At 49.0% G+C, this 24,189-nt stretch carries 22 protein-coding genes; 20 read left to right on the top strand and 2 right to left on the bottom strand.

Translation table 11 applies throughout. From position 1 onward, the window contains the following. The first annotated feature begins 48 nt into the window (after nucleotides 1–48). The 18 genes from KNO90_RS04785 to rfbB all read left to right on the top strand — a co-directional run bounded on the left by KNO90_RS04785 (nucleotide 49) and on the right by rfbB (nucleotide 18,911). Nucleotides 49–1,233, top strand: coding sequence for a transglutaminase domain-containing protein (locus KNO90_RS04785; RefSeq protein ID WP_215113122.1), 1,185 nt, complete (start codon nucleotides 49–51; stop codon nucleotides 1,231–1,233). 228 nt (nucleotides 1,234–1,461) lie between these two features. Beyond that, entirely contained in the window at nucleotides 1,462–2,220 is a 759-nt protein-coding gene (locus KNO90_RS04780; RefSeq protein ID WP_215113121.1) for a YveK family protein, read from the top strand. Then, on the top strand, nucleotides 2,186–2,884 hold the full coding sequence (locus tag KNO90_RS04775) for a CpsD/CapB family tyrosine-protein kinase (protein ID WP_215113120.1): 699 nt from the start codon (nucleotides 2,186–2,188) through the stop codon (nucleotides 2,882–2,884). Before KNO90_RS04780 ends, KNO90_RS04775 begins: the two co-directional genes overlap by 35 nt. 10 nt (nucleotides 2,885–2,894) lie before the next feature. Then, on the top strand, nucleotides 2,895–4,109 hold the full coding sequence (locus tag KNO90_RS04770; protein ID WP_215113119.1) for a glycosyltransferase: 1,215 nt from the start codon (nucleotides 2,895–2,897) through the stop codon (nucleotides 4,107–4,109). Continuing rightward, nucleotides 4,106–5,032, top strand: a complete 927-nt coding sequence (locus KNO90_RS04765) for a glycosyltransferase family 2 protein (protein ID WP_215113118.1) — start codon at nucleotides 4,106–4,108, stop codon at nucleotides 5,030–5,032. Before KNO90_RS04770 ends, KNO90_RS04765 begins: the two co-directional genes overlap by 4 nt. Nucleotides 5,033–5,047: 15 nt before the next feature. Then, nucleotides 5,048–6,094: an EpsG family protein gene (locus KNO90_RS04760; protein WP_215113117.1), complete on the top strand. Its 1,047-nt coding sequence runs from the start codon at nucleotides 5,048–5,050 to the stop codon at nucleotides 6,092–6,094. An 18-nt stretch (nucleotides 6,095–6,112) separates the two neighbouring features. Then, nucleotides 6,113–7,675 (top strand): oligosaccharide flippase family protein, encoded by a 1,563-nt coding sequence (locus KNO90_RS04755; protein ID WP_214741985.1) that lies wholly within the window; start codon nucleotides 6,113–6,115, stop codon nucleotides 7,673–7,675. Nucleotides 7,676–7,686: 11 nt separating this feature from the next. Then, nucleotides 7,687–8,838, top strand: coding sequence for a non-hydrolyzing UDP-N-acetylglucosamine 2-epimerase (wecB, locus tag KNO90_RS04750; RefSeq protein WP_214741984.1), 1,152 nt, complete (start codon nucleotides 7,687–7,689; stop codon nucleotides 8,836–8,838). Nucleotides 8,839–8,841: 3 nt separating this feature from the next. Continuing rightward, complete coding sequence (locus tag KNO90_RS04745) at nucleotides 8,842–9,480, top strand: sugar transferase (protein ID WP_214741983.1); 639 nt, start codon at nucleotides 8,842–8,844, stop codon at nucleotides 9,478–9,480. A 106-nt stretch (nucleotides 9,481–9,586) separates the two neighbouring features. After that, the gene (locus KNO90_RS04740) at nucleotides 9,587–10,630 is read left to right on the top strand and encodes a polysaccharide biosynthesis protein (RefSeq protein WP_215113116.1); all 1,044 of its coding nucleotides are present in this window, start codon (nucleotides 9,587–9,589) and stop codon (nucleotides 10,628–10,630) included. Between the two features lie 5 nt (nucleotides 10,631–10,635). Then, nucleotides 10,636–11,781, top strand: coding sequence for a glycosyltransferase family 4 protein (locus KNO90_RS04735; protein ID WP_214741981.1), 1,146 nt, complete (start codon nucleotides 10,636–10,638; stop codon nucleotides 11,779–11,781). A gap of 14 nt (nucleotides 11,782–11,795) precedes the next feature. Next, nucleotides 11,796–13,052, top strand: coding sequence for an ATP-grasp domain-containing protein (locus KNO90_RS04730; RefSeq protein ID WP_214741980.1), 1,257 nt, complete (start codon nucleotides 11,796–11,798; stop codon nucleotides 13,050–13,052). Continuing rightward, nucleotides 13,016–14,131 carry a polysaccharide biosynthesis C-terminal domain-containing protein gene (locus KNO90_RS04725; RefSeq protein WP_214741979.1) on the top strand — a complete coding sequence of 372 codons (1,116 nt, stop codon included), beginning with the start codon at nucleotides 13,016–13,018 and terminating at the stop codon, nucleotides 14,129–14,131. The genes KNO90_RS04730 and KNO90_RS04725 overlap by 37 nt, the downstream gene beginning before the upstream one ends. 14 nt (nucleotides 14,132–14,145) lie before the next feature. After that, nucleotides 14,146–15,126 carry a glycosyltransferase family 2 protein gene (locus KNO90_RS04720; protein WP_214741978.1) on the top strand — a complete coding sequence of 327 codons (981 nt, stop codon included), beginning with the start codon at nucleotides 14,146–14,148 and terminating at the stop codon, nucleotides 15,124–15,126. A gap of 12 nt (nucleotides 15,127–15,138) precedes the next feature. Beyond that, on the top strand, nucleotides 15,139–15,837 hold the full coding sequence (locus tag KNO90_RS04715; RefSeq protein WP_251127322.1) for a WbqC family protein: 699 nt from the start codon (nucleotides 15,139–15,141) through the stop codon (nucleotides 15,835–15,837). Between the two features lie 26 nt (nucleotides 15,838–15,863). Further along, on the top strand, nucleotides 15,864–16,982 hold the full coding sequence (locus KNO90_RS04710) for a DegT/DnrJ/EryC1/StrS family aminotransferase (RefSeq protein WP_215113115.1): 1,119 nt from the start codon (nucleotides 15,864–15,866) through the stop codon (nucleotides 16,980–16,982). Then, entirely contained in the window at nucleotides 16,979–17,950 is a 972-nt protein-coding gene (gene rfbA / locus KNO90_RS04705) for a glucose-1-phosphate thymidylyltransferase RfbA (protein ID WP_214741976.1), read from the top strand. The genes KNO90_RS04710 and rfbA overlap by 4 nt, the downstream gene beginning before the upstream one ends. After that, complete coding sequence (rfbB, locus tag KNO90_RS04700) at nucleotides 17,856–18,911, top strand: dTDP-glucose 4,6-dehydratase (RefSeq protein WP_214741975.1); 1,056 nt, start codon at nucleotides 17,856–17,858, stop codon at nucleotides 18,909–18,911. The genes rfbA and rfbB overlap by 95 nt, the downstream gene beginning before the upstream one ends. Nucleotides 18,912–19,019: 108 nt before the next feature. Here rfbB and KNO90_RS04695 read toward each other — a convergent pair whose 3' ends face one another. Further along, nucleotides 19,020–19,280 (bottom strand): hypothetical protein, encoded by a 261-nt coding sequence (locus KNO90_RS04695; protein WP_214741974.1) that lies wholly within the window; start codon nucleotides 19,278–19,280, stop codon nucleotides 19,020–19,022. A 104-nt stretch (nucleotides 19,281–19,384) separates the two neighbouring features. Between KNO90_RS04695 and KNO90_RS04690 the strand changes: the two genes are divergently transcribed. Then, nucleotides 19,385–20,626, top strand: a complete 1,242-nt coding sequence (locus tag KNO90_RS04690) for a UDP-glucose dehydrogenase family protein (protein ID WP_214741973.1) — start codon at nucleotides 19,385–19,387, stop codon at nucleotides 20,624–20,626. A 97-nt stretch (nucleotides 20,627–20,723) separates the two neighbouring features. Then, the gene (locus tag KNO90_RS04685) at nucleotides 20,724–21,452 is read left to right on the top strand and encodes a DUF3784 domain-containing protein (protein WP_214741972.1); all 729 of its coding nucleotides are present in this window, start codon (nucleotides 20,724–20,726) and stop codon (nucleotides 21,450–21,452) included. Between the two features lie 11 nt (nucleotides 21,453–21,463). Here the strand turns inward: KNO90_RS04685 and KNO90_RS04680 are convergent, their stop codons facing one another. Next, nucleotides 21,464–24,160 (bottom strand): EAL domain-containing protein, encoded by a 2,697-nt coding sequence (locus KNO90_RS04680; RefSeq protein ID WP_214741971.1) that lies wholly within the window; start codon nucleotides 24,158–24,160, stop codon nucleotides 21,464–21,466. Nucleotides 24,161–24,189 lie beyond the last annotated feature (29 nt).

Below are 24,189 nucleotides of genomic sequence, written 5' to 3'. Positions count from 1 at the left end.
ATGGGCTATAATGACAATTGAAGTGAATAAAATTACGAGGGTGAATCTATGAATCCTACAATCATTGGAACGGTCTTATTATTGATTTGTTTACCTTTGAGTTGTCTGTTAGGAGTGCGCGCCTTTCAATTGTTTAGAATTCATACGCGATTACATGCTGGCTTGTTCTCTGCCCGTCATGCGTTGCGCAGTGCAAAACATCATCCCGGTCGTCAGTTCGATATACTAGACCCCATTTATCGCGGTGTCGTCTTTCAGCTCAATGGACGAAATTTGATGAAACGCCATCAACTTGAACAAGCCGTCAACGATGAGCTGAATCGTATACTGAAATACGGCTGGCTGTCATCGTTTGCTCTATTTGGAAGATGGGCATTGACCGTGATTTTTCTCGTGATTGCCGGTGTGGGTGGAAACATCATCACGCAAGAAGCGAAATCGTTTGATATGGCGAACTGGTTTGATCCGCAGCAAGTCAAAAGTGAGACAACGGTACTCGGTAAGACATTCAAGCTACCGTATGAAATCGATTCACCGGAGACGCTTGGGACGGCTATCGCTTATCACATGACACGATTTGATGAAGCATTCTCGCTTCCCTATACAGGGGACACGGGAAATATGCAACAGATGCTGGATGCCGCGTGGGACTGGATCGAGCGACATCATATTTACGTGTATCGCTTGTCGCGTGGAGGAGAAACAAAATGGGTTGAACAAAACGGTACTGTAACTCTGGAGATGACACTCAACTATGATATGACCGCTTCTGAAGCGTCGAAAGTACAAGAACGTGTCGCCAATGTGATCCGTGATATGCCACAAAATCTGGACGAGGTCGGGAAGGTTAAATACGTCAATGATTATGTTGTCTCACATACCGCCTACAATCTAGATAGTGAGTCGAGCCCATATACGCCGTACTCCATCTTGTTCAACGGGGAGGGAGTATGTGAAGGCTATGCACTGACGACGCTCTTGTTGTTAGATGCGGCGGGTATCGAAGCGCGTTACATTTCTGGGGAAGTGCCAAGCGGTCTTCATGCATGGAACCTGGTCCGTGTGAATAACGAATGGTACCATCTTGATACGACGTGGAACGACCCAATCCCGAATCAACCGGGGAACGGACGGGACGACTATTTTCTCGTTTCTGATGCGACGCTCCGAGCAGATCATACGTGGGAACCCGGTTATCATCCGGTGACGGCGGTCCATGATTTAAAGCGATGAAATGAATCATTCAATCAAATTAAAGTACCAGCAAAGTGAGGGTTTCGTCCCTCACTTTTTTGTTTTGTCTTCATGACTGCAATGAAAAAGAAGAATGCGGAACGGCATCATGACATGATGTTGCGAAAAAATGATAAATCCTTCTTTTCGATTGTCAAGATGAAGGGGGTAAGAAGGTACTACAGTTAACCTGCGCCTGTTCACTCTGTCTATAGGGAGGAAATCAACATGAAGGAACAAACGACGATCGTGGGCGATCTCGTGGAAGTGCTCAAAAAGAGTAGATGGTTGCTGTTCGTGAGTATGGTACTCAGCGGACTCCTCGCATACTATTTGAGCACTTCATTCATTCAGCCTAAATATGAGGCGTCCACACAAGTTCTACTCGTTACGCAACAAAATGACAACCGCGTAGACAGCTCGGAAGTATTATCGTCACTTTCACTCGTCAATACGTATCGCGTCATCATGAGGAGTCCGGCTGTTCTCGAGAAGGTCAAAGAACAGGTACCGAACGCGCCAGACCCCCTCTCGGATGCACTCACGGTAGAAAGTGAAGAAGAGTCACAAGTCATCAACGTGTTCGTTACCGCAAACGATCCGGTCGTGGCAGCGGAAACAGCGAATGTGATCAGTGAAGTGTTCGTCTCTGAAATTCCGGATTTGATGAACATCGACAACGTTCGCATCTTATCACCTGCCGAAGTGCCAGAAGCTCCGGTTTCACCGAATGTCGTTCTCAATACTGCACTCGGTCTATTCGCTGGTTTTTTGATTGGTGGATTTATTGGCTTGTTGCGACACGTCTTCGATAAACGGATTCGAAATGAACAAGAGGCAGAGCGGTTGCTTGACTTGCCAGTCATCGGATCGATCCCGACGATTGAACGACGCGACTTAAAACATAAAAATGTGAAAGAACCGACACCCCAAGTGAAAGGAGACGTTTCGCATGTTCGGTCGAAAAAAGAACGCCAATCGTCTTGATTATAAAAAGCGTGACCTCGTCACCTTGTCGAATCCGAAATCTCCAATCTCCGAGCAGTATCGCACGATTCGAACCAATTTAGAGTTCACGTCCGTCGGGCATAAGCTCCAGATGATCACCATCACGTCTGCTTCATCTGGGGAAGGGAAGTCGACGACCGCCGCCAATTTAGGAGTCGTCTATGCACAGCTTGGTAAAAACGTCGTCCTCATTGATTGCGACATGCGTAAGCCGACTGCACATCAAACGTTCCAGTTGTCGGCGCATGCGGGTCTATCGACTGTATTGGCAGGGCGCGTCTCGCTCGATCATGCACTGCAAAAAACCGACATTCCACGACTCACGTTGTTGGCGGCTGGTCCGATTCCACCGAATCCGACTGAATTGATCGCGTCGTCACGTATGGCCGACGTCCTTAGTGATCTACGCAATCAATTTGATATTGTGATTGTCGACACACCACCGATGATGCATGTCGCGGATGCCCGTCTTTTGGCAAATGTATCTGACGGGACGATTCTCGTCATCGGATGTGAGAACTCCGATCGTCAACTCGTCCTGAAGGCGAAAGAACAGTTGGAACGGACTGGATCTCATCTTCTCGGGCTCGTTCTCAATAAACGTTCTTCTCGCGATAACAACACCTACTACGCATACGAGTGAGGTGTCGGACATGAATATTCTTCATATCAACGCCATCAATGAAGTGAAGAGTACAGGACGAATGTGTAAAGAGCTCGCATTCGTCCATGCCTCTCACGGTCATCACGTTCGAATTGCCCATTCGACCGGACCGGTGACCGAGACGAGTGTGGTGATCGGACAGGCATGGGAAACGAAATGGCATGCCCTCCATTCTCGGGTAACCGGGCGCCAAGGCTATACGTCGAAGCGGCCGACTGCCGAGCTGGTCACTTTTCTAGACAGCTTTCAACCGGACGTGGTTCATCTTCATAATCTGCACGCCAATTATCTTCATCTCCAGACTTTGTTTGATTATTTGGCAATGCATGACATCGCAACCGTTGTGACGCTACATGATTGTTGGCCATTCACCGGGAAATGTACGCATTACACCTCGGTCGGTTGCGATCGGTGGAAGGACGGATGTGGGCAATGTCCACTTCTGAAAGACGACATTCCGAGTTGGTTTGTCGATCGGACCGAAGACATGTTGGCGGACAAACGGAAATGGTTCGAAGCCATTCCGCGCTTGGCGGTGATTGGTGTATCGGATTGGATTACGATGGAAGCCCATTTTTCAATCCTTCAACACGCGACAATCATACGCCGTATCCATAACTGGGTCGATTTAAAAACCTTCACACCTAAAGATGCGGTCCCTCTACGGGCGAAACTCGGATTGACGGGCGAAACGATTTTATTAGGTGTCGCCAGTCATTGGAGTGACGCGAAGGGACTGACGGCGTTTCTAGAGTTGGCCAAAGCGAGACCGACCGACCAAATCGTGTTGGTCGGTCATATGCCGACACAACAAAAGCTTCCGGCGAACGTGCTCCACATTCAGGAGACACATGATTCGCAGGAGTTGGCTTCCTATTATGCCGCAGCAGATGTCCTGTTGAACCTGTCGGAAGAAGAATCGTTCGGCAATGTGACGGCGGAGGCACTCGCATGCGGCACACCAGTCCTTGTACTCGATTCGACAGCGAGTCCAGAACTCGTTACCGAACGAACAGGTGTCGTCGTCGCGACGCGATCTGTTCCTGACCTAATGGATGGGCTCGAACGTCTACGACATGCCTCGATCTCACGAATCGCCTGTGCCAACGAGGCACGTCAACGGTTCGACCTATACGAACGGGCGGAGGATTATCTTCATGTGTACGAGGAACTGCAAACGGAGAAAGTGAGGAACGTCTTATGACACCACTCGTATCTATTATCATCCCGGTCTATAACGGGAGTGATTATTTACGGTCATGTATCAACAGTGCTTTGGCGCAGACCTATCCGGCGATTGAAGTCATCGTCGTCAACGATGGCTCGACCGATGAAGGAAAAACCGAGGCCATCGCGACAAGCTATGGTGACCAGATTCGTTACGTAGAAAAGGAAAACGGTGGTGTCTCGAGTGCGTTGAATCGTGGAATCGAAGAGATGAGAGGCGAATTCTTTTCATGGCTTAGTCACGACGACGTATACGCACCGACAAAAATCGAACGACAGCTCGACGTGATGCGTCAACAAAAGCTCCCGATGAACCAGACGATTCTCGTTACAGGCACATCATTCATTGACGAGAATGGGGATCCGATTCGGCGGGTGCAACGGAAAGTAGCGGGCTTTTATCCAAGTCAAGACATGTTTCGTCATCTGCTTTTATCCTCGACCTTGAACGGATGCGCCCTCTTGATTCCACGACAAGCGTTCGACCATCGCCGATTTTCGTTAGAGGACCGATTCATTCAAGACTGGATCTGTTGGGTCGAACTGGCACTCGACGGATACGACTTTTATGTGATGCGTGAGCCACTCGTCTATTCTCGGATTCACGGTGAACAGCAGACGAAAAAAATTGCGCATCGGGCCACGACGGAATCAAATCGTTATTTGGAGCGCTTGCTGCAGGACGTCGAAGTCCGAGAGAACGGAGAGGAACTGACATCCATCATTTTGAAGCATACGTTCAAAGAAAACGCGACGGACGTTCGAGAACGCTACTTAGCGACCCGTGATGTGACTCGTTACTTTGGACCGATAGAATATCATTGGCTCCGATGGAATGGAATCTTGTTTTCAAACTTGCTGTCACTTTATCGAGGGATGACGAACTTGATTTATCGTTAGGGAGGAGGGATGGAGATGACAATCTATTTAATCAATATCGCGATGTTGATCGGTTGGGCACTGCTCTTGATGCGTCATGACATTCCAAGTCGACGCGGTTGGTTCGTCTCATTTGCCACGATTCAATGGATTGTCTTGTCCGGTCTTCGAGATATCTCGGTCGGAGATGATACAGCCCAATATAAGGCGCTCTTCCTTCAATCGCAAGCCCTACCGCTTCATGCGTTCACGGATCGTTTCTTTCAAATTCTATTCACGGAGAGTGAAGATCCAGGATATTACTTGTTCCAGCGTCTTTTGCAATACATGATCACGGACTATCAAGTGTATCTCGTGATCGTAGCGATGATTTTCATGATTCCGCTCGGATATTTCATTTATAAATATTCAAGCGAGGCACTCATTAGCTTCCTTCTCTTCTCGGTCTTGTTTTACGAATTTTTCGCCGTCACGGGGCTACGTCAAACAATTGCGACGGCACTCGTCGTGCTCGTCGGTTATCACTTCGTCCGTGCTCGTAAACTCGGGTGGTTCCTCCTCATCGTATTTGTAGCCATGACGATTCATAAGTCGGCGCTCATCTTCCTCCCGTTTTACTTTTTGGCCAATAAGCAGCTGACCAAGGCGTATTTGATGACGATGTTTGGGGTCATCATCGGCCTGTTCCTGTTTCGGAACACCTTCTTTGACATACTGGTCCAACTATCCGGTTACGACACGTACAGTGCGTTAGACGGTGCCGGTGCCGTCAACTTCAGTATCATGCTGATCACGGTCCTCGTCGTTGCGCTATGGCGACGAGACGTCATCTTACAGCATAATCCAGCCGCCATTCACTTCTTTAATGCCTTATTACTCGCCGCCTGTCTCTTGCCGCTGACATTCATCAATCCGTCGATGATGCGGCTTGTTCAATATTTTTCGCTCTTCTTATTGCTCATGATTCCAGAGATTGTCATCACGTTCGAACAACGAGAACGACTCGTCGTCTATTATTCGGCCGTCATGATTCTCGGTCTGTTATTCATTCAAGATGCTCCGGTGTATTCGTTCTTCTGGTAAATCGAGGAGGTGAGAGAAATGTCAACACGTATGACAGTGGATGAGGCGAGCAGTAACCGGAAAATCAAAATTGGGGCGATGATGTCGTACACGCAAATCTTTTTCGGGATTTTATCCGGACTCATCTATACACCATGGATGATTCACGAAATCGGACAGGCGAGTTACGGGTTGTATATGTTGACGACTTCGTTGATTAGTATGTTCGCGATGGACTTTGGCCTTGATGCGGCCGTCTCACGATTTATGAGCAAATATATGGCCGAAGGAGATCATGAACGAGCAGGTCGCTTCTTAGGAATCGCCTACAAGCTATTCATCGCCATCTCGATTGTCCTGTTCTTCATCCTCACGATCGTATACTTCTTTCTCGACTCCATTTACGCCAGTTTGACAGCGAACGAGCTCGAACAGTTGAAAGTCCTCTACGTCGTGGCGGGGTTGTTCATCGTCGTCTCGTTCCCAACGAAACCGTTCTCCGGTATCCTCGTATCCCATGAACAATTTCTTTTCTCGAGTGCGCTGCATCTTGCTGAAAAGGTCGGGATAGTCGCCTTGATGGTCACGGCCTTGCTCCTCGGATACGGACTCTATGCACTCGTTATCGTCAATGCGCTCGTCGGCACAATCGTCCTTCTCGTCGAATATCTCTTTATCCGGCGAAAGACAGTTGTCCGCGCCAATTTCCGAAATCGGGAGAAAGGGATGTATCAGGACATCTTCAGTTTCACCTCTTGGAGTACGGTCACGCTGGTGGCACAGCGGTTCGTCCTCAATATCACGCCGAGTCTTCTTGGGATTTTAGCGGGAAGTGCTTCGATTGCGCTCTTCTCGGTCGGGATGGTGATTGAAGGGTACGTCTGGACCATCGCCTCGGCGCTCGGCTTTTTGTTCCTACCAAAGGTGAGCCGGATGCTCTCAAGGAATGACCGAGAGGCCATCGGACAGCTGTTCGTTCGCATCGGTCGGATTCAACTGTACATCGTCGGATTGATTCTTACGACATTCTTCGTCCTCGGCCGAGAATTCATGCACCTATGGGTCGGTGACGCATTTAAAGATTCCTACGTCATCGCACTGTTGCTCGTCGCCCCGAGTCTCATCACGTTGACGCAAGACATCGGCAACACGACATTGATTGCCGAAAATAAAGTGAAATATCGGGCGTTCGCCTCGTTGATTGTCGCCGTCATCAGCATGACGTTATCGCCGCTGTTGATTCCGCATTTTGGACCAATCGGCGCAGCGGTCGCCATCTGTATCGGAAACATCGTCGGACTTGTTCTATATATGAATGTCATTTATCACCGGGTCCTCGGTCTTGATATCCTCAACTTCTTTCAGATGTGTCACTTGAAACTGTTGCCCGGCCTACTCCTGTATACGCTCATCGGATGGAGCATCCAGTTCTTCTTCCCAGCATCGAACTGGTTCGGTTTCGGTGTGAAAGGAATTGTGCTAGTCGGTATATATGGGCTCCTCATGTGGGGTCTCGCGTTTGATGAGACGGAGAAATCGATATTCCGTCAGATGTTCGCTCAATTGAAACTACGCATCCTATCCACTCACCATACGTCCTAGGAGGGAACAACATGAAACGACTCAAAGTGATGACGATTGTCGGTACACGGCCGGAAATCATTCGATTGTCCGCGGTGATGGCTCGTCTCGAAGCTTCTGAAGCCATCGACCATGTCCTCGTTCACACGGGACAAAACTATGACTATGAACTGAATGAAATTTTCTTCGAGGACTTCGGGCTGCGTACCCCAGACTACATTTTAGATGCATCCGCAGACGGTCCCATGGCTACAATCGGGAACATCCTCATCGCAATCGATCCGGTTTTAACGGCAGAACGGCCCGATGCGGTGTTATTGCTCGGGGATACGAACAGTTGTCTCGCCGCCATCGCCGCGAAGCGTCACCGAATCCCAATCTTTCACATGGAGGCGGGGAATCGTTGCTTTGATGAGCGCGTCCCTGAAGAGACAAATCGACGCATCGTCGACCATATTGCGGACATCAATCTCACCTACAGCGACATCGCCCGCGAGTATTTACTACGGGAAGGATTGCCGGCTGACCGGATCATCAAGACGGGGAGCCCGATGTATGAAGTCCTGCATCGGCAACGGGACAAAATCGGGCGGTCTGACGTACTCGACCGACTAGACCTTGAACCGGGTAACTACTTCGTCGTCTCAGCCCATCGAGATGAAAACATCAGCGATGACGAGAACTTCTTCGACTTGGTCGACACACTCAATGCGGTCGCAGCCACGTATCAACTGCCTCTCATCGTCAGCACCCATCCACGGACGGCCAAACGTATCCGTGAGAGTGGCGTGACGCTCCATCCGAATATCCGGACCCTTAAACCACTCGGATTCAGTGACTACGTGCACTTACAACTACATGCGAAGGCTGTGCTTTCGGACAGCGGGACGATCAGTGAAGAAAGTTCGATTCTCGGCATGAAAGGATTGAATATCCGACAGGCGCACGAACGACCGGAGGCGATGGAAGAAGGGACGGCGATGATGGTCGGATTAAAACGAGATCGCGTGCTACAGGCGCTCCGGATTTTAGAGGAAACGGAAGGTCCGATGCGACTCGTGAACGATTACGCGATGCCGAACGTTTCGGATAAAGTGTTGCGCATCCTGTTATCCTACACCGACTACGTCATGCGGGAAGTGTGGAAACAGAGTGGCACGCCGACCGAGAAGAAGGAGGTGTGAGTCATGAGATATCCGACGTTCAAACGAATCTTTGACGGGACACTCAGCGGATTGGCACTGCTCCTGCTCGCACCCTTCCTACTCATCATTGCCCTTCTAATCAAACTTGATTCGACCGGACCGGTGTTCTTTAAACAAGAACGGATCGGTCAAAACGAATCCCGATTTTGGATGTATAAATTCCGCACGATGCATCAGGACACACCGAACGACGTCCCGACACATTTATTCAACGACTCGACGAAGCATATCACCCGGGTCGGTGCATTTCTTCGAAAGACAAGTCTCGATGAGTTACCGCAATTGGTGAACATCTTGAAAGGAGAAATGTCGATTGTCGGTCCGAGACCCGCGCTTTGGAATCAAGAGGATTTGATCGCGGCGCGACGGCAGGAAGGGGCGACGGCGGCTATACCTGGATTGACGGGGTGGGCACAAGTGAAAGGACGCGATGAGCTCCCAATCGATGTGAAGGCGAGACTCGACGGAGAGTATGTGCAACATATGGGATTTTGGTTCGATCTGCGCTGTATCGGATTGACGATTCGAAACGTCATCCTCCGTGAAGGCATCGTCGAGGGGGCCCACCCACCGACTCCGACGCCTGAAGAAAAAAAGATGATGCATGTTGCGAAAAAATGATAACCGTTTCCATTAACTTACCAATTCAAGTGATGCGTTACGGGTAAATGATGACATACCACACTCCATACACCTAGGAATTGACAGCATAGAAAGGAGCCTTCTTATGTTTTCGAACAAAACGTTGCTCATCACAGGTGGTACCGGATCGTTCGGGAATGCCGTGATGGAGCGCTTCCTCGATACGGATATCAAAGAGATCCGCATCTTCTCACGCGATGAGAAAAAACAAGAGGACGTCCGCAATCGCTATCATCATGACAAGTTAAAATTTTATATCGGAGATGTGCGAGACCCAAATAGTGTCAAGAACGCCATGTATGGTGTGGACTATGTCTTTCACGCGGCGGCCTTGAAACAAGTTCCGTCCTGCGAATTCTTTCCCATCGAGGCGGTGAAGACAAATATTTTAGGAACAGAGAACGTCCTGAATGCCGCGGTCGAAGCGGGTGTCGAAAAGGTCATCTGTCTATCGACGGATAAAGCGGCCTATCCGATCAATGCGATGGGGATCTCTAAAGCGATGATGGAAAAAGTATTCGTCGCCAAAGCCCGTGCGGTCGGACCGGACCGTACGCTCATCTGTGGGACACGTTACGGGAACGTGATGGCATCCCGTGGGTCGGTCATTCCCTTATTCGTCGAACAGATTAAAAAAGGGGAGCCGCTCACGGTGACCGATCCACTCATGACCCGCTTCCTGATGAGTCTGGCTGATGCGGTCGAACTCGTTGTCTTTGCGTTTCATCACGCGCACGCAGGAGATATCATGGTTCAAAAATCACCAGCATCGACCATCGGCGTACTCGCTGAGGCGTTGAAGCAGTTGTTCGGGGTCGACCTTCCCATCAAGGTCATCGGGACCCGGCACGGCGAAAAGGCGTTTGAAACGTTGATGACGCGAGAAGAGAAAGTCGTTTCTGAAGATATGGGCGGTTTTTTCCGTGTTCCGGCCGATAACCGTGACTTGAATTATGAGAAGTACTTCAGCGAAGGGAGTCAGGAACTGACCGCGCAAGGGGAGTACAATTCGAACAACACACGACAGCTCGGCGTGGAAGAAGTGAAAGAGTTGTTGTTGACGTTACCGTACATTCAAGAAGAACTCTCACACTGGACCGTTCCTACTTCGGTCAAACGGATCGGGTGAATATCATGAACAAGCCAAAGTTAGTATTCATCTCAAACATCGCCTCTCCTTACCAAGTAAAGTTTTGTGACGCTCTCCAAGAACATTTTCATGCTGAATTTTGGTTCTATGAAGCCGTTTCGAGCATGCGACCGGATTGGTGGCGTATTCCACTCGGTGAGCATAGTCGCATTCTTCGAGGGACGTTCTTTTCAAAACGTACGAATTACGTATCGATGGATGCTCTCTTCCAACTCGCCCGGTTTCGCCCCGACGTATTACTACTCGGAGGCTTTACGCCATACCATGCCGTCATCCTTCAAGTCGCTAAACGATTTGGTGTGAAGGTGGTTGTATTGAGCGAACCGATTCGTAACGTTTCAGGTGAGTCATCTGCGGATGACCGACTGCTTCAAAAACAGGATGGCCCTCAAAAAACAGCTCGATTTCATCGTTTGTTCAAACGAGCCGATTTGTTGTTCGGAATGGGAGAGGTCGCGGCCCAGCAGTTTGTAGAAGAATTTGACTTCCCACCAGAGCGTGTCGTCGATGCACCATACCCTATGGACATCGAGGCACACTTTTCCCATCCTTTACGACAAAAACAATCAGGAGATCCGATTCGACTTTTGTTTGCCAACCGTCTCGTTGCGCGATATGGTCCGCTCGTTGCGCTAGGAGCATTCAAGCGATTGAAGCGTGACTATCCGAATTTATCGATGCGGTTGAATCGAGATGGCGAGATGGCGGAGGCATGCCAATCCTATATTGCGCAGGAAGGTTTGACGGATGTCTCATTCTTAGATGAGATCCAGTCATGGGACGAACTGCATCATGTCTATGCAGAATCCGATATTCTCGTCTTGCCCGCAACCTATTCGAATGGGAATTTAACGATTGTGGAAGCTTGTGCATCCGGTATGGGGGTTGTCGTCAGTCACCCGGTCAACAATGTTGATGCCCATCTTCATGATGAAGTGAATTGTTTCAAGTGTGATCCGACAATCGATTCACTAGAAGCGATGATTCGTCGCTATCTAGAAGAACCGGCACTGCTCGAAGTGCACGGGGCTCGTTCGAAACAATATGCCAAACAGTATCGAAATGTGTATACAGCGACTGTGTATGAACGCTTATTGCGTGAATCCAATCTCGTCGCGACTACATCATAAAGGAGACGTCTCGCATGTTAAAACTCATGTTGCTCGGAGGTGCAAAGCACCAAGTACCTGTCATTGAGAAAGCGAAAGAAAAAGGAATTTTTACGATTCTCTGTGACTACTTACCGGATAATCCTGGGCGCCTTGTGGCGGATTGCTATTATGCCATCAGCTCGCTTGATCAACAGGCAGTACTCGATGTGGCTCGACATGAACAAATCGATGGAATCTTGGCCTACGCTTCCGATCCTGCCTCACGAACAGCCGCCTTTGTTAGCGAGGCACTCGGACTTAAGACAAACTCCTATCAAACCGTCGAGACATTGACGAACAAAGGGAAGTTTCGTCAATTTTTGTCCGAGAACGGATTCGCCGTACCAAAAGCATTCACATTCCATGAAATGAGTGAGGCAGAAGAAACGTTATCCACCCTAAATGGGATATATGTTGTAAAGCCAGCGGATGCATCCGGAAGTAAAGGAATTAGTCGCGTCACCCGTACGGAAGATGCAGAGCATGTTCGTCGAAAGTTTAAAGCGGCATTTGATGTCTCATTCACCCACGAAATCGTGTTGGAGGAATGGGTGACACGAGATGGATATCAAGTGGCGGGGGACGGATTTGTGATCGGAGGGGAACTCATTTTCCGTTGTTTTGGCAACAGTCACTTCAATGTCAACGGAGTCAATCCGTTCGCGCCGATTGGGGCAAGCTTCCCGAGTGTACATTCGGATGAGACGCTCGAACGTGTCCATGCGACACTCCAACGAATGATCACACGGGTTGGTATGAATCAAGGACCGCTGAACTTCGATATTTTTGTCAAAGGTGACGATGTTTATTTGATGGACATCGGTCCCCGGAACGGAGGAAACTATATTCCTCAAATCATTGAGCAGGCGACAGGTGTCGACCTCGTCGAAGCGACGATCAATCTGGCGCTTGGTAAAGAGGTATTACTTGAACAACGCCCTGTCACGGTCCCCTCATCGTATTTTATTCTAGGGAGCCAACAGAACGGCAAATTTGAAGGGATTACATTTGCTCCAGGTGATTATACGGTCGTAGCGACACACTTCAATGTTGACATTGGTGCCGACGTCTATCGGTTTGAGGGTGCGAATCGGGCCCTCGGCAGTCTCATTGTCAGTTTTCCGAATGTAGGGGCCATGATTGAGTTGCTTGATCATCCTGAGAACTGGATAAGCATCCATGTCACACCAGATAGAACAGAGGAGGGATCCATATGGACATCGTCGTCACAGGCGCCAACGGTTTTTTAGGGAAACATCTCGTTCTTGCTTTACAACGGCTTGGTCACACAGTGCTTCCCATTACAAGACAGACTAGTCCGGCTCAACGAAGTCGAGCACTTCGGCGAGCAGACTTCGTATACCATCTTGCAGGCGTCAATCGACCGAATAATCCAGATGCCTTCACTTCCGAAAATGTTGGATTCACTGAAGCCATTGCGATGGAATTACTCTCTTACAATCCCGTTCCGGTTGTGTTTGCATCGTCAACACAAGCACAAATGAATAATCCATATGGAGTGAGTAAAAGGGAAGCGGAAGAGACATTACTCATATACGCGGAACGAGCTGAAACGAATGTGTACCTGTATCGGTTACCAAATGTATTTGGGAAGTGGGCACGTCCGTTTTACAATAGCGCCGTCGCAACGTTTTGTCATCAAGTAGCTCATGGACAAACACTCGAAATTTTAAATCCGGAGCGCCTCATGACGTTGGCACACATTGATGATGTCGTGGCATCGTTCGTATCAGTATTAAATGAACCTGCCGAACTATACCCAGTGGTAATCTCACATGACATGACATTATTTGATGTCGCAAGAACGATTGAATCATTTGAGACAGTTCGAAAGGCACGAGGTATTCCTGATTTGTCTAATCGTTTCATCAAGCAACTATATAGTACGTATGTGAGTTACTTACCGATGGAACGAATGACGACATCACTCAAGATGCACCAAGACGCACGAGGATCGTTCACAGAGTTATTTAAAACACCCGACCGTGGGCAAGTATCGGTCAACATTGCTCGACCAGGTGTGACAAAAGGGGAGCATTGGCATGATACGAAGCATGAACAATTTATCGTCGTTAGCGGGGAGGGAATCATTCGGTTGCGCGCCATTGATCATGAGAAAGTGATGGTCTTTCATGTCAGTGGTGAGCAGCTTGAAGTCATTGATATCCCGCCAGGATATGTGCACAACATTGAAAACACAGGAACGGTTGATTTAATCACGGTCATGTGGGTCAATGAACCGTTTGATGTTCTGTCACCAGACACTTATGCGCAAAAAGTTGAGGAGTACGAATCCGAAGTGTCCTGAGAGGAGGGAAGCTCATGTTGATGGTCAGCATCAACTGCATCACTTACAATCATGCAGCATATATCGGTCAAGCAATTGAAAGTTTTTTGAATCAACGAACAGATTTTGATTTTGAAATTTTGATTCACGATGATGCTTCAACGGACGGGACGGCAGAGATTATTCGTTCTTATGAGGCAAAACACCCGGATAAAATCAAAGCGATATATCAAACGGAGAATCAATATTCTAAAGGCGTATTCATGAATCGTTTCAATGAAGAACGGGCACAGGGGAAATACGTTGCCATCTGTGACGGGGATGATTATTGGATTGATCCGTTGAAACTACAAAAACAAGTGGATTATATGGAGGCCCATCCAGCGTGTACACTTTGCTTCCACGATGCGTATGTTGAAACAAATGGTGTATTTCATCATAATTGGCGAGTGATTCCATGGATGCCAGAAAACAGAAAGCTTGCTTCAAAAACGGCTCGAACTTACGATGCAGGGGAATTACAGCTTCTCGGATTTATTCCATCCATGTCGATGCTTTATCCGAACGGACTTGTCGCCTCGGCACCTGAATGGTTAAAGGATACTCCAGCGAGTGATGGATCAACGAGGCTCTATGTGGCAAGCAAAGGCTATGCTTATTATATGCCGGATGTGATGGGGGTTTATCGATATGGTGTCGAAGGATCTGCCACAACGATTTGGAATGAAGGGAATCGACAACGAGACATTCAGCGGCATGAACAATTCATTCATTTCATCGATGTGTTCGATGAGTATACGCAAGGGAAATATCATAAGGACCTAGAACTATCTCGTATTTCCTTTGAAGTAGGTCTTCATCGGTTGAAAGGAGAGTATGATGTTCTTCGCTCATCACGCTATTCCCGCTATCTTGATCGATTTGTTGGCATTGAACGCATTCGACCATACTTGATGTTACATCAGCCACACGTGGTTGAATGGCTTATTCGGTTACGCGATCGAAGATTGGCCTAGGTGGTGAAAAGGATGAAAATCGCCATCATGCAACCATACTTCTTTCCGTATCTCGGATACTTTCAGCTCATGGCCATCGTCGATTTTTTTCTCATATTCGATGACGTCCACTTTATTAAAAAAGGTTGGATTCATCGTAATCAAATCTTATTGAACGGGAGGGCGCATCCCTTCACGTTACCAATTCAAAAAATGAGTCAAAATCGACTCATCTTAGATCATTTGCGAGCGAATCCGGATCAAACGATTGAACGCCAGTTAACGTTATTACACCATGCATATCATAAAGCACCTTATTATTCGGAGTTAATGCCACATCTTGAAAAAATATTGCGACATGACGAAATGAACGTTGCGCGTTATCTTGGATTTCAACTTGAAACCATTAAGGATTATCTCGAACTGGATACGAAGATTTATTACACTTCCTCTTTTGAAAATGAGATGAATTTAAAAAAAGAAGCTCGGCTTCTCGATTTATGTCACCGCTTTGATGCAACGCACTACATTAATCCAATCGGTGGGAAAGTGATTTATGAACGGGAGACGTTTGAAAACGAAGGGGTTTATCTTGAATTTCTCGAAATGCAACCGATCGTGTACCGACAATTTGGAGGAGAATTTGTTCCGAATTTATCCATCATTGACGTACTTATGTTCAACTCAAAGACACGTGTTCGTGAACTACTTGGCACATTTTCATTCAATTAGATGTAGATGAAAGTGAGGGGATTTGGATGAATTCATCAAAACAAGAGATTTCAAACGTTCCTGTGACGCGCCCGAGCATGCCTGAGTTCGATGCATACGTCGACATGATTCGCCCGCTTTGGGAATCCCGTCACTTGAGCAATCGCGGCGAGCATGTGCGTGCGCTTGAAGAAGAGCTGCAACAGCGTCTCCACGTCCCGCACGTCTCTCTTTTGACGAACGGACATTTAGCGCTCGAGACGGCGATTGACGTGCTCGGGTTGACAGGTGAGGTCATCACGACCCCATTCACATTCGCCTCGACGACACATGCGCTAATTCGAAAACAGATTACGCCGGTCTTTTGTGACATCAATCCGGTCGACTATACGATTGATGTCAACAAGATTGAGGCGTTAATCACGGAACGGACAACGGCAATCCTGCCCGTTCATGTTTACGGAAATGTATGTGACGTGGATGCGATTGAGCAACTTGCCAAACGATATGGACTTCGGGTGTTATATGACGGAGCGCACGCATTCGGTGTACGTCACAAAGGACGTGACGTCGCGACGTTCGGAGACCTCACGATGTTCAGCTTTCATGCGACGAAGGTCTTTCATACGATTGAAGGAGGGGCATTGACGTTTCGAGAGGAACGTTACGTCGAGGCCATCCATCAAGCGGTCAACTTTGGAATCACAGGTCCAGAAACGGTTGAATCGGTCGGGGGAAACGCCAAAATGAATGAGTTTCAAGCAGCGATGGGACGGTGCAACCTTCCGCGAATCGATTCAGATATTGATAAACGGAAACGCTTAGTTGAACGGTATGATGAACGATTGGGGGAGGCGTCGTTTTTACGATTGAACCTTCGGAACGAGCAAACCGACTCCAATTACGCGTATTATCCGATTCTCGTCACGCCGGGTAAAGAGGCACGTGATGGATTGATGGCATACTTAGCACAACATGGCATCCTCGCACGCAAGTATTTTTATCCACTCGTCACCGATTTTGCCTGTTACGCATTTGATGTATCCGTACCAAACGCAACATATGTCTCGGATCGAGTAATCACGTTACCGCTTTATCCCGACATGACACGAGAGACGGTCGACCGCATTTGTGACGTAATCCTTGAAGGAGGGAACGAACGATGAAAGGAATCATTCTAGCGGGTGGGAACGGCACACGTCTCTACCCGATGACGAAGGCAGTCTCGAAACAATTGTTACCGATTTACGACAAGCCCCTCATCTATTATCCAATGTCAGTCTTGATGCTTGCCGGGATCAAAGAAGTTCTGCTCATCTCGACCCCGAAAGATATCGGGGGCTACGAGCGACTGTTCGGTGACGGACACCAGCTCGGCATCTCCATCACGTATCAGGTACAACAGCGGCCGGTCGGTCTCGCCGACGCCTTCATTCTCGGAGAATCGTTCATCGGGGATGACTCGGTTTGCCTCATTCTCGGCGACAACGTCTTCTACGGACCAAACTTGACGCAATTCTTGCAAGACGCGAAAGAGCGGAAGTCGGGGGCGACGGTATTTGGATATCCGGTCAAAGATCCTCGCGCCTTCGGGGTCGTCGAGTTTGATGCCGACCACCGTGTCTTATCGATTGAAGAAAAACCGGCAGTCCCGAAATCAAACTATGCGGTACCGGGACTTTATTTCTACGACAACCAAGTCGTCAAGTTCGCCAAACAAGTCAAACCATCTCCGCGTGGAGAACTTGAAATCACATCCATCAACCAAATGTATTTGGAACGGGGCGAGTTGAACGTCGTCCTCTTCGGTCGGGGAATGGCTTGGCTCGATACAGGAACGCCGGAAGGAATGATTAAGGCCTCGATTTTCGTTCAAACCGTTCAAGAGCGTCAAGGTTATTACATCGCCTGTCTAGAAGAAATCGCTTGGCGTCGTGGATTCATCACACGTGAACAGTTGGCCGATATCGGTCAGACGCTTAAGATGACAGACTATGGCCAATATTTGATTTCACTGCTAGAGGAAGGAGAACAGACCAATGCATACAATCCTAGTGACTGGCGGAGCCGGGTTCATCGGATCAAATTTCATAAAACACTTGCGGGAAAAACATCCGACGTCGCGAATTCTTAATGTCGATGCTTTGACCTATGCTGGTAATCTAGAGAACGTCAAAGCGTTCGAGACCGATCCGCTCTATGTGTTTCGTAAAGTGGATATCCGAGACCGTCCGGCGATCGATGAACTGTTCTCGCTCTTTGAGATTGACGAAGTCGTGCATTTCGCTGCGGAATCGCATGTCGACCGAAGCATTCTCGAACCTGAGTTGTTCTTATCGACAAATATTCTTGGGACACAAGTCTTGCTTGATGTGGCCCTACGTCATTGGAAACGATACCCGGACGACAAGTATAGTCGGGAATACCGAGCTGATGTTTGTTTCGTCCATGTGTCGACGGATGAAGTGTACGGATCGCTCGGAGAGACGGGCTACTTCACGGAAGACACCCCACTCGCACCGAACAGTCCGTACTCGGCCTCAAAAGCAGGGGCAGACCTACTCGTCCGCTCCTATCATGAGACGTACGGGTTACCGATTAAAATGACCCGCTGCAGCAACAACTATGGCCCATATCAATTTCCTGAAAAATTGATTCCGCTCATGGTTCATCACTGCATGACCGGCAAGCCGCTTCCGGTATATGGAGACGGGGGACACATCCGGGATTGGTTACACGTTCAAGATCATTGTGAGGCCATCGATCTCGTTCGCCAAAACGGGCGAGTCGGAGAAGTGTACAATATTGGTGGGCACAACGAGAAGACGAACCTCGAGCTCGTTCGAACGATTTTACAGGCGTTTGACTTACCCGAAGACCGGATTCAATTTGTAGCCGATCGGCCAGGACACGACCGGCGCTATGCGATTGATGCGACAAAAATGAAAGAAGAGCTAGGATGGACACCGCGATATCGTTTCGAACAAGGCATCGAAGAAACGATTGAATGGTATCGCAATCATCCGGAGTGGGTCGAGGACATCGTGTCGGGAGCATATCGTTCCTATTATGAGAAGATGTATTCATCCATTTGAATGAGTGAAACGGAAATGAGAAGCGCATCATGGCGCTTCTTTTTTCATTAGGCAGGAGCTTTACACCTTGTGTAGAATAGTACAAAAAGAAAAAGCGCCTGACCGAGGTCAAACACTTTTCTTTAGCTCTCGTTTGCGGTCGCGCTGTACTTTCCAAATCACAGCAACAATGACGAGTAGAATGGGTGCGAACACCCACGGTCTCGCTTCAAGAATCGAGACCAATTCGAAGATGGAGAGCCATCCGCTCACCATGATCAAAACGAGTAGAAATGTTTTCAGTCCCCCCCGGACTGGAAGCCAAAAATAAACGAACAATGTAACCAAGAAAAAAGCGATTAAGCCCATGCGGTTTGTCCTTTCACCCATCATTTTGACTCATTATAGCAAAGAATATCGAGAGAGTGTTAGAAGCTTCACTTCTTAGGCGTGTTTCGGTACGCTTATATAAGATGATTGAAGGAGGAACTGATGTGAAATTTGGAATAGTTGGTTTAGGATACGTTGGATTGGCTACACTTTGTGGTTTGGCAAAAGCCGGTCATCACGTGGTCGGGGTTGAAGCGGACGAAGAGAAGTTACGCCTTCTCATGAGTGGGCACCCGCCATTCCATGAACCAGGCATGGCAGAGGTGTTACAAGAACACGCCGATCAAATCCAATTGACGAGCCGAATCGAGGATACGCAACAGGTCGATTATTTGATTCTTGCAGTCGGGACACCAAGCAAGCCGGATGGAAGCTGTGACTTATCCTATATCGAAGCGGTCCTCTCGGAGCTAAACACGAAACATAAAATCGTCATTCGCAGCTCGGTCCCACCTGGCACGACGGATTTACTAAATTTGATGTACCCTTCTCATACGTTTGCGATTGTACCTGAATTCCTACAAGAAGGACGTGCCCTCGCAGATGTCATGAAACCACACCGTGTCGTCATCGGATGTGAAAATTTAGAGGTCGCAGAAGAGTTGGCAGGTATCTACGGACGCCTCGGTGTTCCGCTCATCTGTACGACGCCGATTAACGCAGAACTGATTAAATACGCCTCAAACGCCTTTTTGGCCACGAAAATCAGCTTCATGAACGATTTGTCGCGTTTAGCTGATCAAGCAGGCGCGGACATTTCAACAATTGCGGACGGAATGGGACTTGACCCACGTATCGGACGTTCATTCTTGAACGCAGGGATCGGTTACGGGGGTTCTTGTTTCCCGAAAGACATGAATGCACTCCTTCACGTCGCGAGTGAGAACGAGATTGACCTGCGTGTCATCCGGGCTGCGGCAAAAGTGAATGAGTCGCAAATCGAGTATGTGCTCTCAAAATTGAACGTTGAACCGAACATGCGCGTGGCCATCCTTGGTTTGGCATTCAAACCGGGAACGGACGATATGCGGGATGCCCCATCGATCTTACTTGCCCACCATATGGTGGCCCGTGACGTGGACGTGATCGGGTATGACCCGGTTGCCACATGGGACTATCCACAAGCGACGACGGTCGAAGAGGCCTTGGAGGGAGCCGATTATGCCATTCTCGTCACAGAATGGGATGAGATCGTGAATTTGGCACCAGATGCCTTCAATGGCATGCGCCAGCGCCGATTGATCGATGCACGGAACGCATGGAAGTTCGCCCGTGACCCAGGCGATGTGTCGTACGAAGGAATCGGACGGATGCAACGTCCGTCGAACACACCGACTTCAAACTAAACCTGTTCAGGACCGCGCATATAGGCGGTCCTGTTTTTGCGAGATGTGAATCTTTTGTGAGTATCGAGACGTAAAGAAAGGAGAGGAGGCGAGGCATATGTGGATTCTTATATTAGTTGCAGGAATCGTGATTACGCTCGGATTCGCGGTGGACCGATTCGGTTGGTACCATCTGATTTCCGGCTACAATACGATGTCGAAAGAGAGACAGGAGCGGGTCGACATCAAAAAAGTGGCGCGACTGATTGCCTGGATGTGCTACGGCATTGGTGCGATGTTTCTCATCATTGCGCTCATCGATTTGGCTGGCTGGAACGTCCCGCTCGAACCGTTCTTTCTCGTCCTGATGGTATTCATTGTCGGGATGCTTTGGCGGATGCAGCGCTATGATGGCAACATTTATGATGAAGCGGGACGCTTGAGACCGGACGGCAAAAAGCGACTCATTCCCATCATCATCGTGTCCGTCGTCTTGCTCGTCGGTGTGCCGGCCCTCTTGTTTTGGTTCAGTCAACCGACGGAGGTGACCGTGACGGATGAGGCAATCGTGATCGAAGGCAGTTATGGTCGTGAGGTCCCATTTGATGATGTGGACAATGTGACATGGGCGACGTTGCCGGAGATCGCGCGTCGGACGAACGGAGCAGACACGGGAACCCGTCTGACGGGTCATTTTCGGACGGAGGCAGGGGAGGATGTCCTTCTCTTTATCGATCGTGATGTCGAACCGGTCATTCGACTCGACTGGTCAGAGGAACCGATTTATCTCAATCAGTCTTCGGTCGAAGAGACGAGGCAATTATATGAAGCCATTCGTTCACGCTGAAAAAGGGACACTCAATGCGAGTGTCCCTTTTTGTTGACCCATGATTCGAATGCAGCCGCGTCTAAAGCGGGGGAGAAGTAGTAACCTTGCCCGAGCTCGACACCTTCACGAAGCATTCGCGACAAGTCGTTCTCGGTCTCGATCCCTTCAGCGAGAGCAGTCAGCTGTTGCTCGTTCGCAAAGCGCGAGACGGCACGTAAGAAGGACGTACTTTCTTTCGCCTTCCCACTCACGTACATCCGGTCAATCTTCACTTCTTGAATCGGAAGGTGCCAAATCGCTTCGAATGAAGCGTATCCCGTCCCGAAGTCGTCAATCGAGAGGCAGTAGCCGAGGTCGGCGATATCTTCTAACCGCTCGAGTTCGCTCGCATACGACATGATATCCGACGATTCGGTCAATTCAATCTTCAACCGATCCGGGAGCCATGGATAGACTTCAATCGAATCCCGAAGCTTCGTCACGATGGATGGGTCGACCGAGTGGGCCGACAAGTTGAACGACAAGGAGATGTCTTCAAACGCAGTTCCTTGCCACGCGACGAGCTGTGCAATCGTCTGGTCGAGAATATTATGGGAGAGCCATAGAATTTGATCGGACCGTTCCGCGACGCGAATGAACTCGTTCGGAGGAATGACGCCGATGTCCGGATGGGTCCAACGGGCGAGCACCTCGGCTCCGACGATGCGACCTGTTTTCAATTCAACTTGTGGTTGATAGGCGACCGTCAGTTCACCTTTTCGAATAGCATCCGGGAGCGCTTGTTCAATCAGTGCGGCGAGTTGCATCTGGGCCAAAATCTCGGAGTCATACCAGACCGAGGGGGTGCGTGTCTCTTTGGCGTGTTGCAGTGCCTTCATCGCTTTGAACAGGCAATCATTGTACGTCGCCTCCGTCTCGGTCGCTCCGATTTGAATGTGAACGTTTTGTCGTTTATGATTCACCGTCACTTCTGTTGGGAAGAGTTCCAACAACTCATGCTCGTCTTCGTACGAGAACCCTTTGACATACAGCATGAACGTGTCGTCTCGATATCGTCCGAACAGATGTTGGGCATATTTCGAAAGACGGGACTCGACGGCACGCGCGAACTCAATCATAAGCAGGTCGGCGTACGCCGGGTCATACCAGTCGACGAGGTGATGATAATCGTGAATCCGAATGAGGACGAATACGCCGTCAATCTCTTGTTTTTCCCACTTGCGGATGAAGCCATACTCATTATAGAGATTGGTCGCTAAGTCGAACCGGACGAGGCGGTCGACTTTTCGTTCCCGTTCGACCCGGTCCGTCTCATCCTCGACGATGAGATAATACGTCATCTTTTCTTCTCGTTTGAGCGGCGTCAGTTTCACGTTCAGATAGCGGAGATGTTCTCCCTTTAAATGAATGATGAACTGGGCGCTCGTCCCTTGATCGGTCACACCTTCAAGCGCTTGCTCGAACAGGCGGCGACCCGTCTCGGTGAACAATTGGTTGATCTCATATAAGTTCCGGTCACCGAAAAACTGCCGGAACATCTCGTTTCGTTCAATCAAATTATATGAGTCGTCCATTAACGCGATAGCAAGTCCCGTCTCGGAAAAGAGGGATGACCACCGCTCATGGTAGCGCACGAGGTCGTGTGACTGATTCTCGAGTTCATGAACGGTCGAGTGTACGCTTGCGGCAATCTCACGTAATTCGTCCTCGATTCCGCGGAAGTCGTGCGTTTTCGGGAATGTCGCCTCGACGGGTGCTAGACTCGGGTCGATGGCGAGTGCCCGTGCCTTGAGATGTGCCAAATCGTGATTGTAACGATTGCGCGTATAGTAGAGCAAGAATAGGAGTCCAAGCGATAAGAGTAACGTCATCACAAATGACGCAGTGGCAAGAATTCTGTAATGTTTACTCTCTTCTTGAAGCATCGTCTCGGAAGTCGAACGAACCGAGCGAAGGGCCCCGTAAGCATCTTCGTAGACGTTCGTCGAATTGACATAACGGGCTTCTAAGGAGGCCTCGCGATTCGCCATATTGGAGAATGATTGCCCGCTTTCTGCCACATCTACAATCGCTTTCGTTTGGAGCGTCTCGTTCGATTCGAGGATGGATTGAATGAGCGAAGCTTCACCGACAACCATGTCCACGCTCGTTTCGAGTTGTGTCTCGTCGACCGGTTCGCGGAACAAGGCATCTCCATTTCGCATAAGCATTGATTGCATCCGCATGATGGCATCGGTCAATTCATAAGCCGCATTCGACTGATTCGTCTGTTCGAGCGCTTGATACAGCCAGCGTCGATTGATGGAACTGATGACATCGGTCGGGACTGCGTCGAACTGTTCTTCGTCAAGAATCCGGGTCAAATCCTGAGAAAACGTCTGGAGCGTCTCACGCTCCCGTTCATTCACACCTGCCTCGAAGTCGTTCAATAGTCGTTCGTTGTATTGCAAAGCGCGTTCTTTATACGGTGTGGATAGGAACGACGTCGTCTGATTGGATTGAGCTTCATAACGCGTCGCTGCTTCGAACAACGTCACATACGCCTCAACGCCAGCCAAATCGGCCGCCTGTTTCAAGTTCGCGATTGTCACGTCAATGGCTTCTTGTTTTTCATGCCAATAAAAGCTCATGCCAAGCCCGAACAATAGGACGCCGATGAGACAAGCGACCGCGAGCGCCATCGTGTAGGTACGATATGGAATTTTAGCAAAACGGGGTTGACCCATCCGGCACCTCCTTTTTTCCTTCATCATAC

Source organism: Exiguobacterium sp. s63 (assembly GCF_018617335.1).
Classification (GTDB): domain Bacteria; phylum Bacillota; class Bacilli; order Exiguobacteriales; family Exiguobacteriaceae; genus Exiguobacterium.
This window is presented reverse-complemented; position numbering and strand designations above follow the sequence as displayed.

Coding starts and splice junctions, on each gene's coding strand:
- KNO90_RS04785 (WP_215113122.1), top strand. CDS start 49: ATGAATCCTACAATCATTGGAACGGTCTTATTATTGATTTGTTTACCT.
- KNO90_RS04780 (WP_215113121.1), top strand. CDS start 1,462: ATGAAGGAACAAACGACGATCGTGGGCGATCTCGTGGAAGTGCTCAAA.
- KNO90_RS04775 (WP_215113120.1), top strand. CDS start 2,186: ATGTTCGGTCGAAAAAAGAACGCCAATCGTCTTGATTATAAAAAGCGT.
- KNO90_RS04770 (WP_215113119.1), top strand. CDS start 2,895: ATGAATATTCTTCATATCAACGCCATCAATGAAGTGAAGAGTACAGGA.
- KNO90_RS04765 (WP_215113118.1), top strand. CDS start 4,106: ATGACACCACTCGTATCTATTATCATCCCGGTCTATAACGGGAGTGAT.
- KNO90_RS04760 (WP_215113117.1), top strand. CDS start 5,048: ATGACAATCTATTTAATCAATATCGCGATGTTGATCGGTTGGGCACTG.
- KNO90_RS04755 (WP_214741985.1), top strand. CDS start 6,113: ATGTCAACACGTATGACAGTGGATGAGGCGAGCAGTAACCGGAAAATC.
- wecB (WP_214741984.1), top strand. CDS start 7,687: ATGAAACGACTCAAAGTGATGACGATTGTCGGTACACGGCCGGAAATC.
- KNO90_RS04745 (WP_214741983.1), top strand. CDS start 8,842: ATGAGATATCCGACGTTCAAACGAATCTTTGACGGGACACTCAGCGGA.
- KNO90_RS04740 (WP_215113116.1), top strand. CDS start 9,587: ATGTTTTCGAACAAAACGTTGCTCATCACAGGTGGTACCGGATCGTTC.
- KNO90_RS04735 (WP_214741981.1), top strand. CDS start 10,636: ATGAACAAGCCAAAGTTAGTATTCATCTCAAACATCGCCTCTCCTTAC.
- KNO90_RS04730 (WP_214741980.1), top strand. CDS start 11,796: ATGTTAAAACTCATGTTGCTCGGAGGTGCAAAGCACCAAGTACCTGTC.
- KNO90_RS04725 (WP_214741979.1), top strand. CDS start 13,016: ATGGACATCGTCGTCACAGGCGCCAACGGTTTTTTAGGGAAACATCTC.
- KNO90_RS04720 (WP_214741978.1), top strand. CDS start 14,146: ATGTTGATGGTCAGCATCAACTGCATCACTTACAATCATGCAGCATAT.
- KNO90_RS04715 (WP_251127322.1), top strand. CDS start 15,139: ATGAAAATCGCCATCATGCAACCATACTTCTTTCCGTATCTCGGATAC.
- KNO90_RS04710 (WP_215113115.1), top strand. CDS start 15,864: ATGAATTCATCAAAACAAGAGATTTCAAACGTTCCTGTGACGCGCCCG.
- rfbA (WP_214741976.1), top strand. CDS start 16,979: ATGAAAGGAATCATTCTAGCGGGTGGGAACGGCACACGTCTCTACCCG.
- rfbB (WP_214741975.1), top strand. CDS start 17,856: ATGCATACAATCCTAGTGACTGGCGGAGCCGGGTTCATCGGATCAAAT.
- KNO90_RS04695 (WP_214741974.1), bottom strand. CDS start 19,280: ATGGGTGAAAGGACAAACCGCATGGGCTTAATCGCTTTTTTCTTGGTT.
- KNO90_RS04685 (WP_214741972.1), top strand. CDS start 20,724: ATGTGGATTCTTATATTAGTTGCAGGAATCGTGATTACGCTCGGATTC.
- KNO90_RS04680 (WP_214741971.1), bottom strand. CDS start 24,160: ATGGGTCAACCCCGTTTTGCTAAAATTCCATATCGTACCTACACGATG.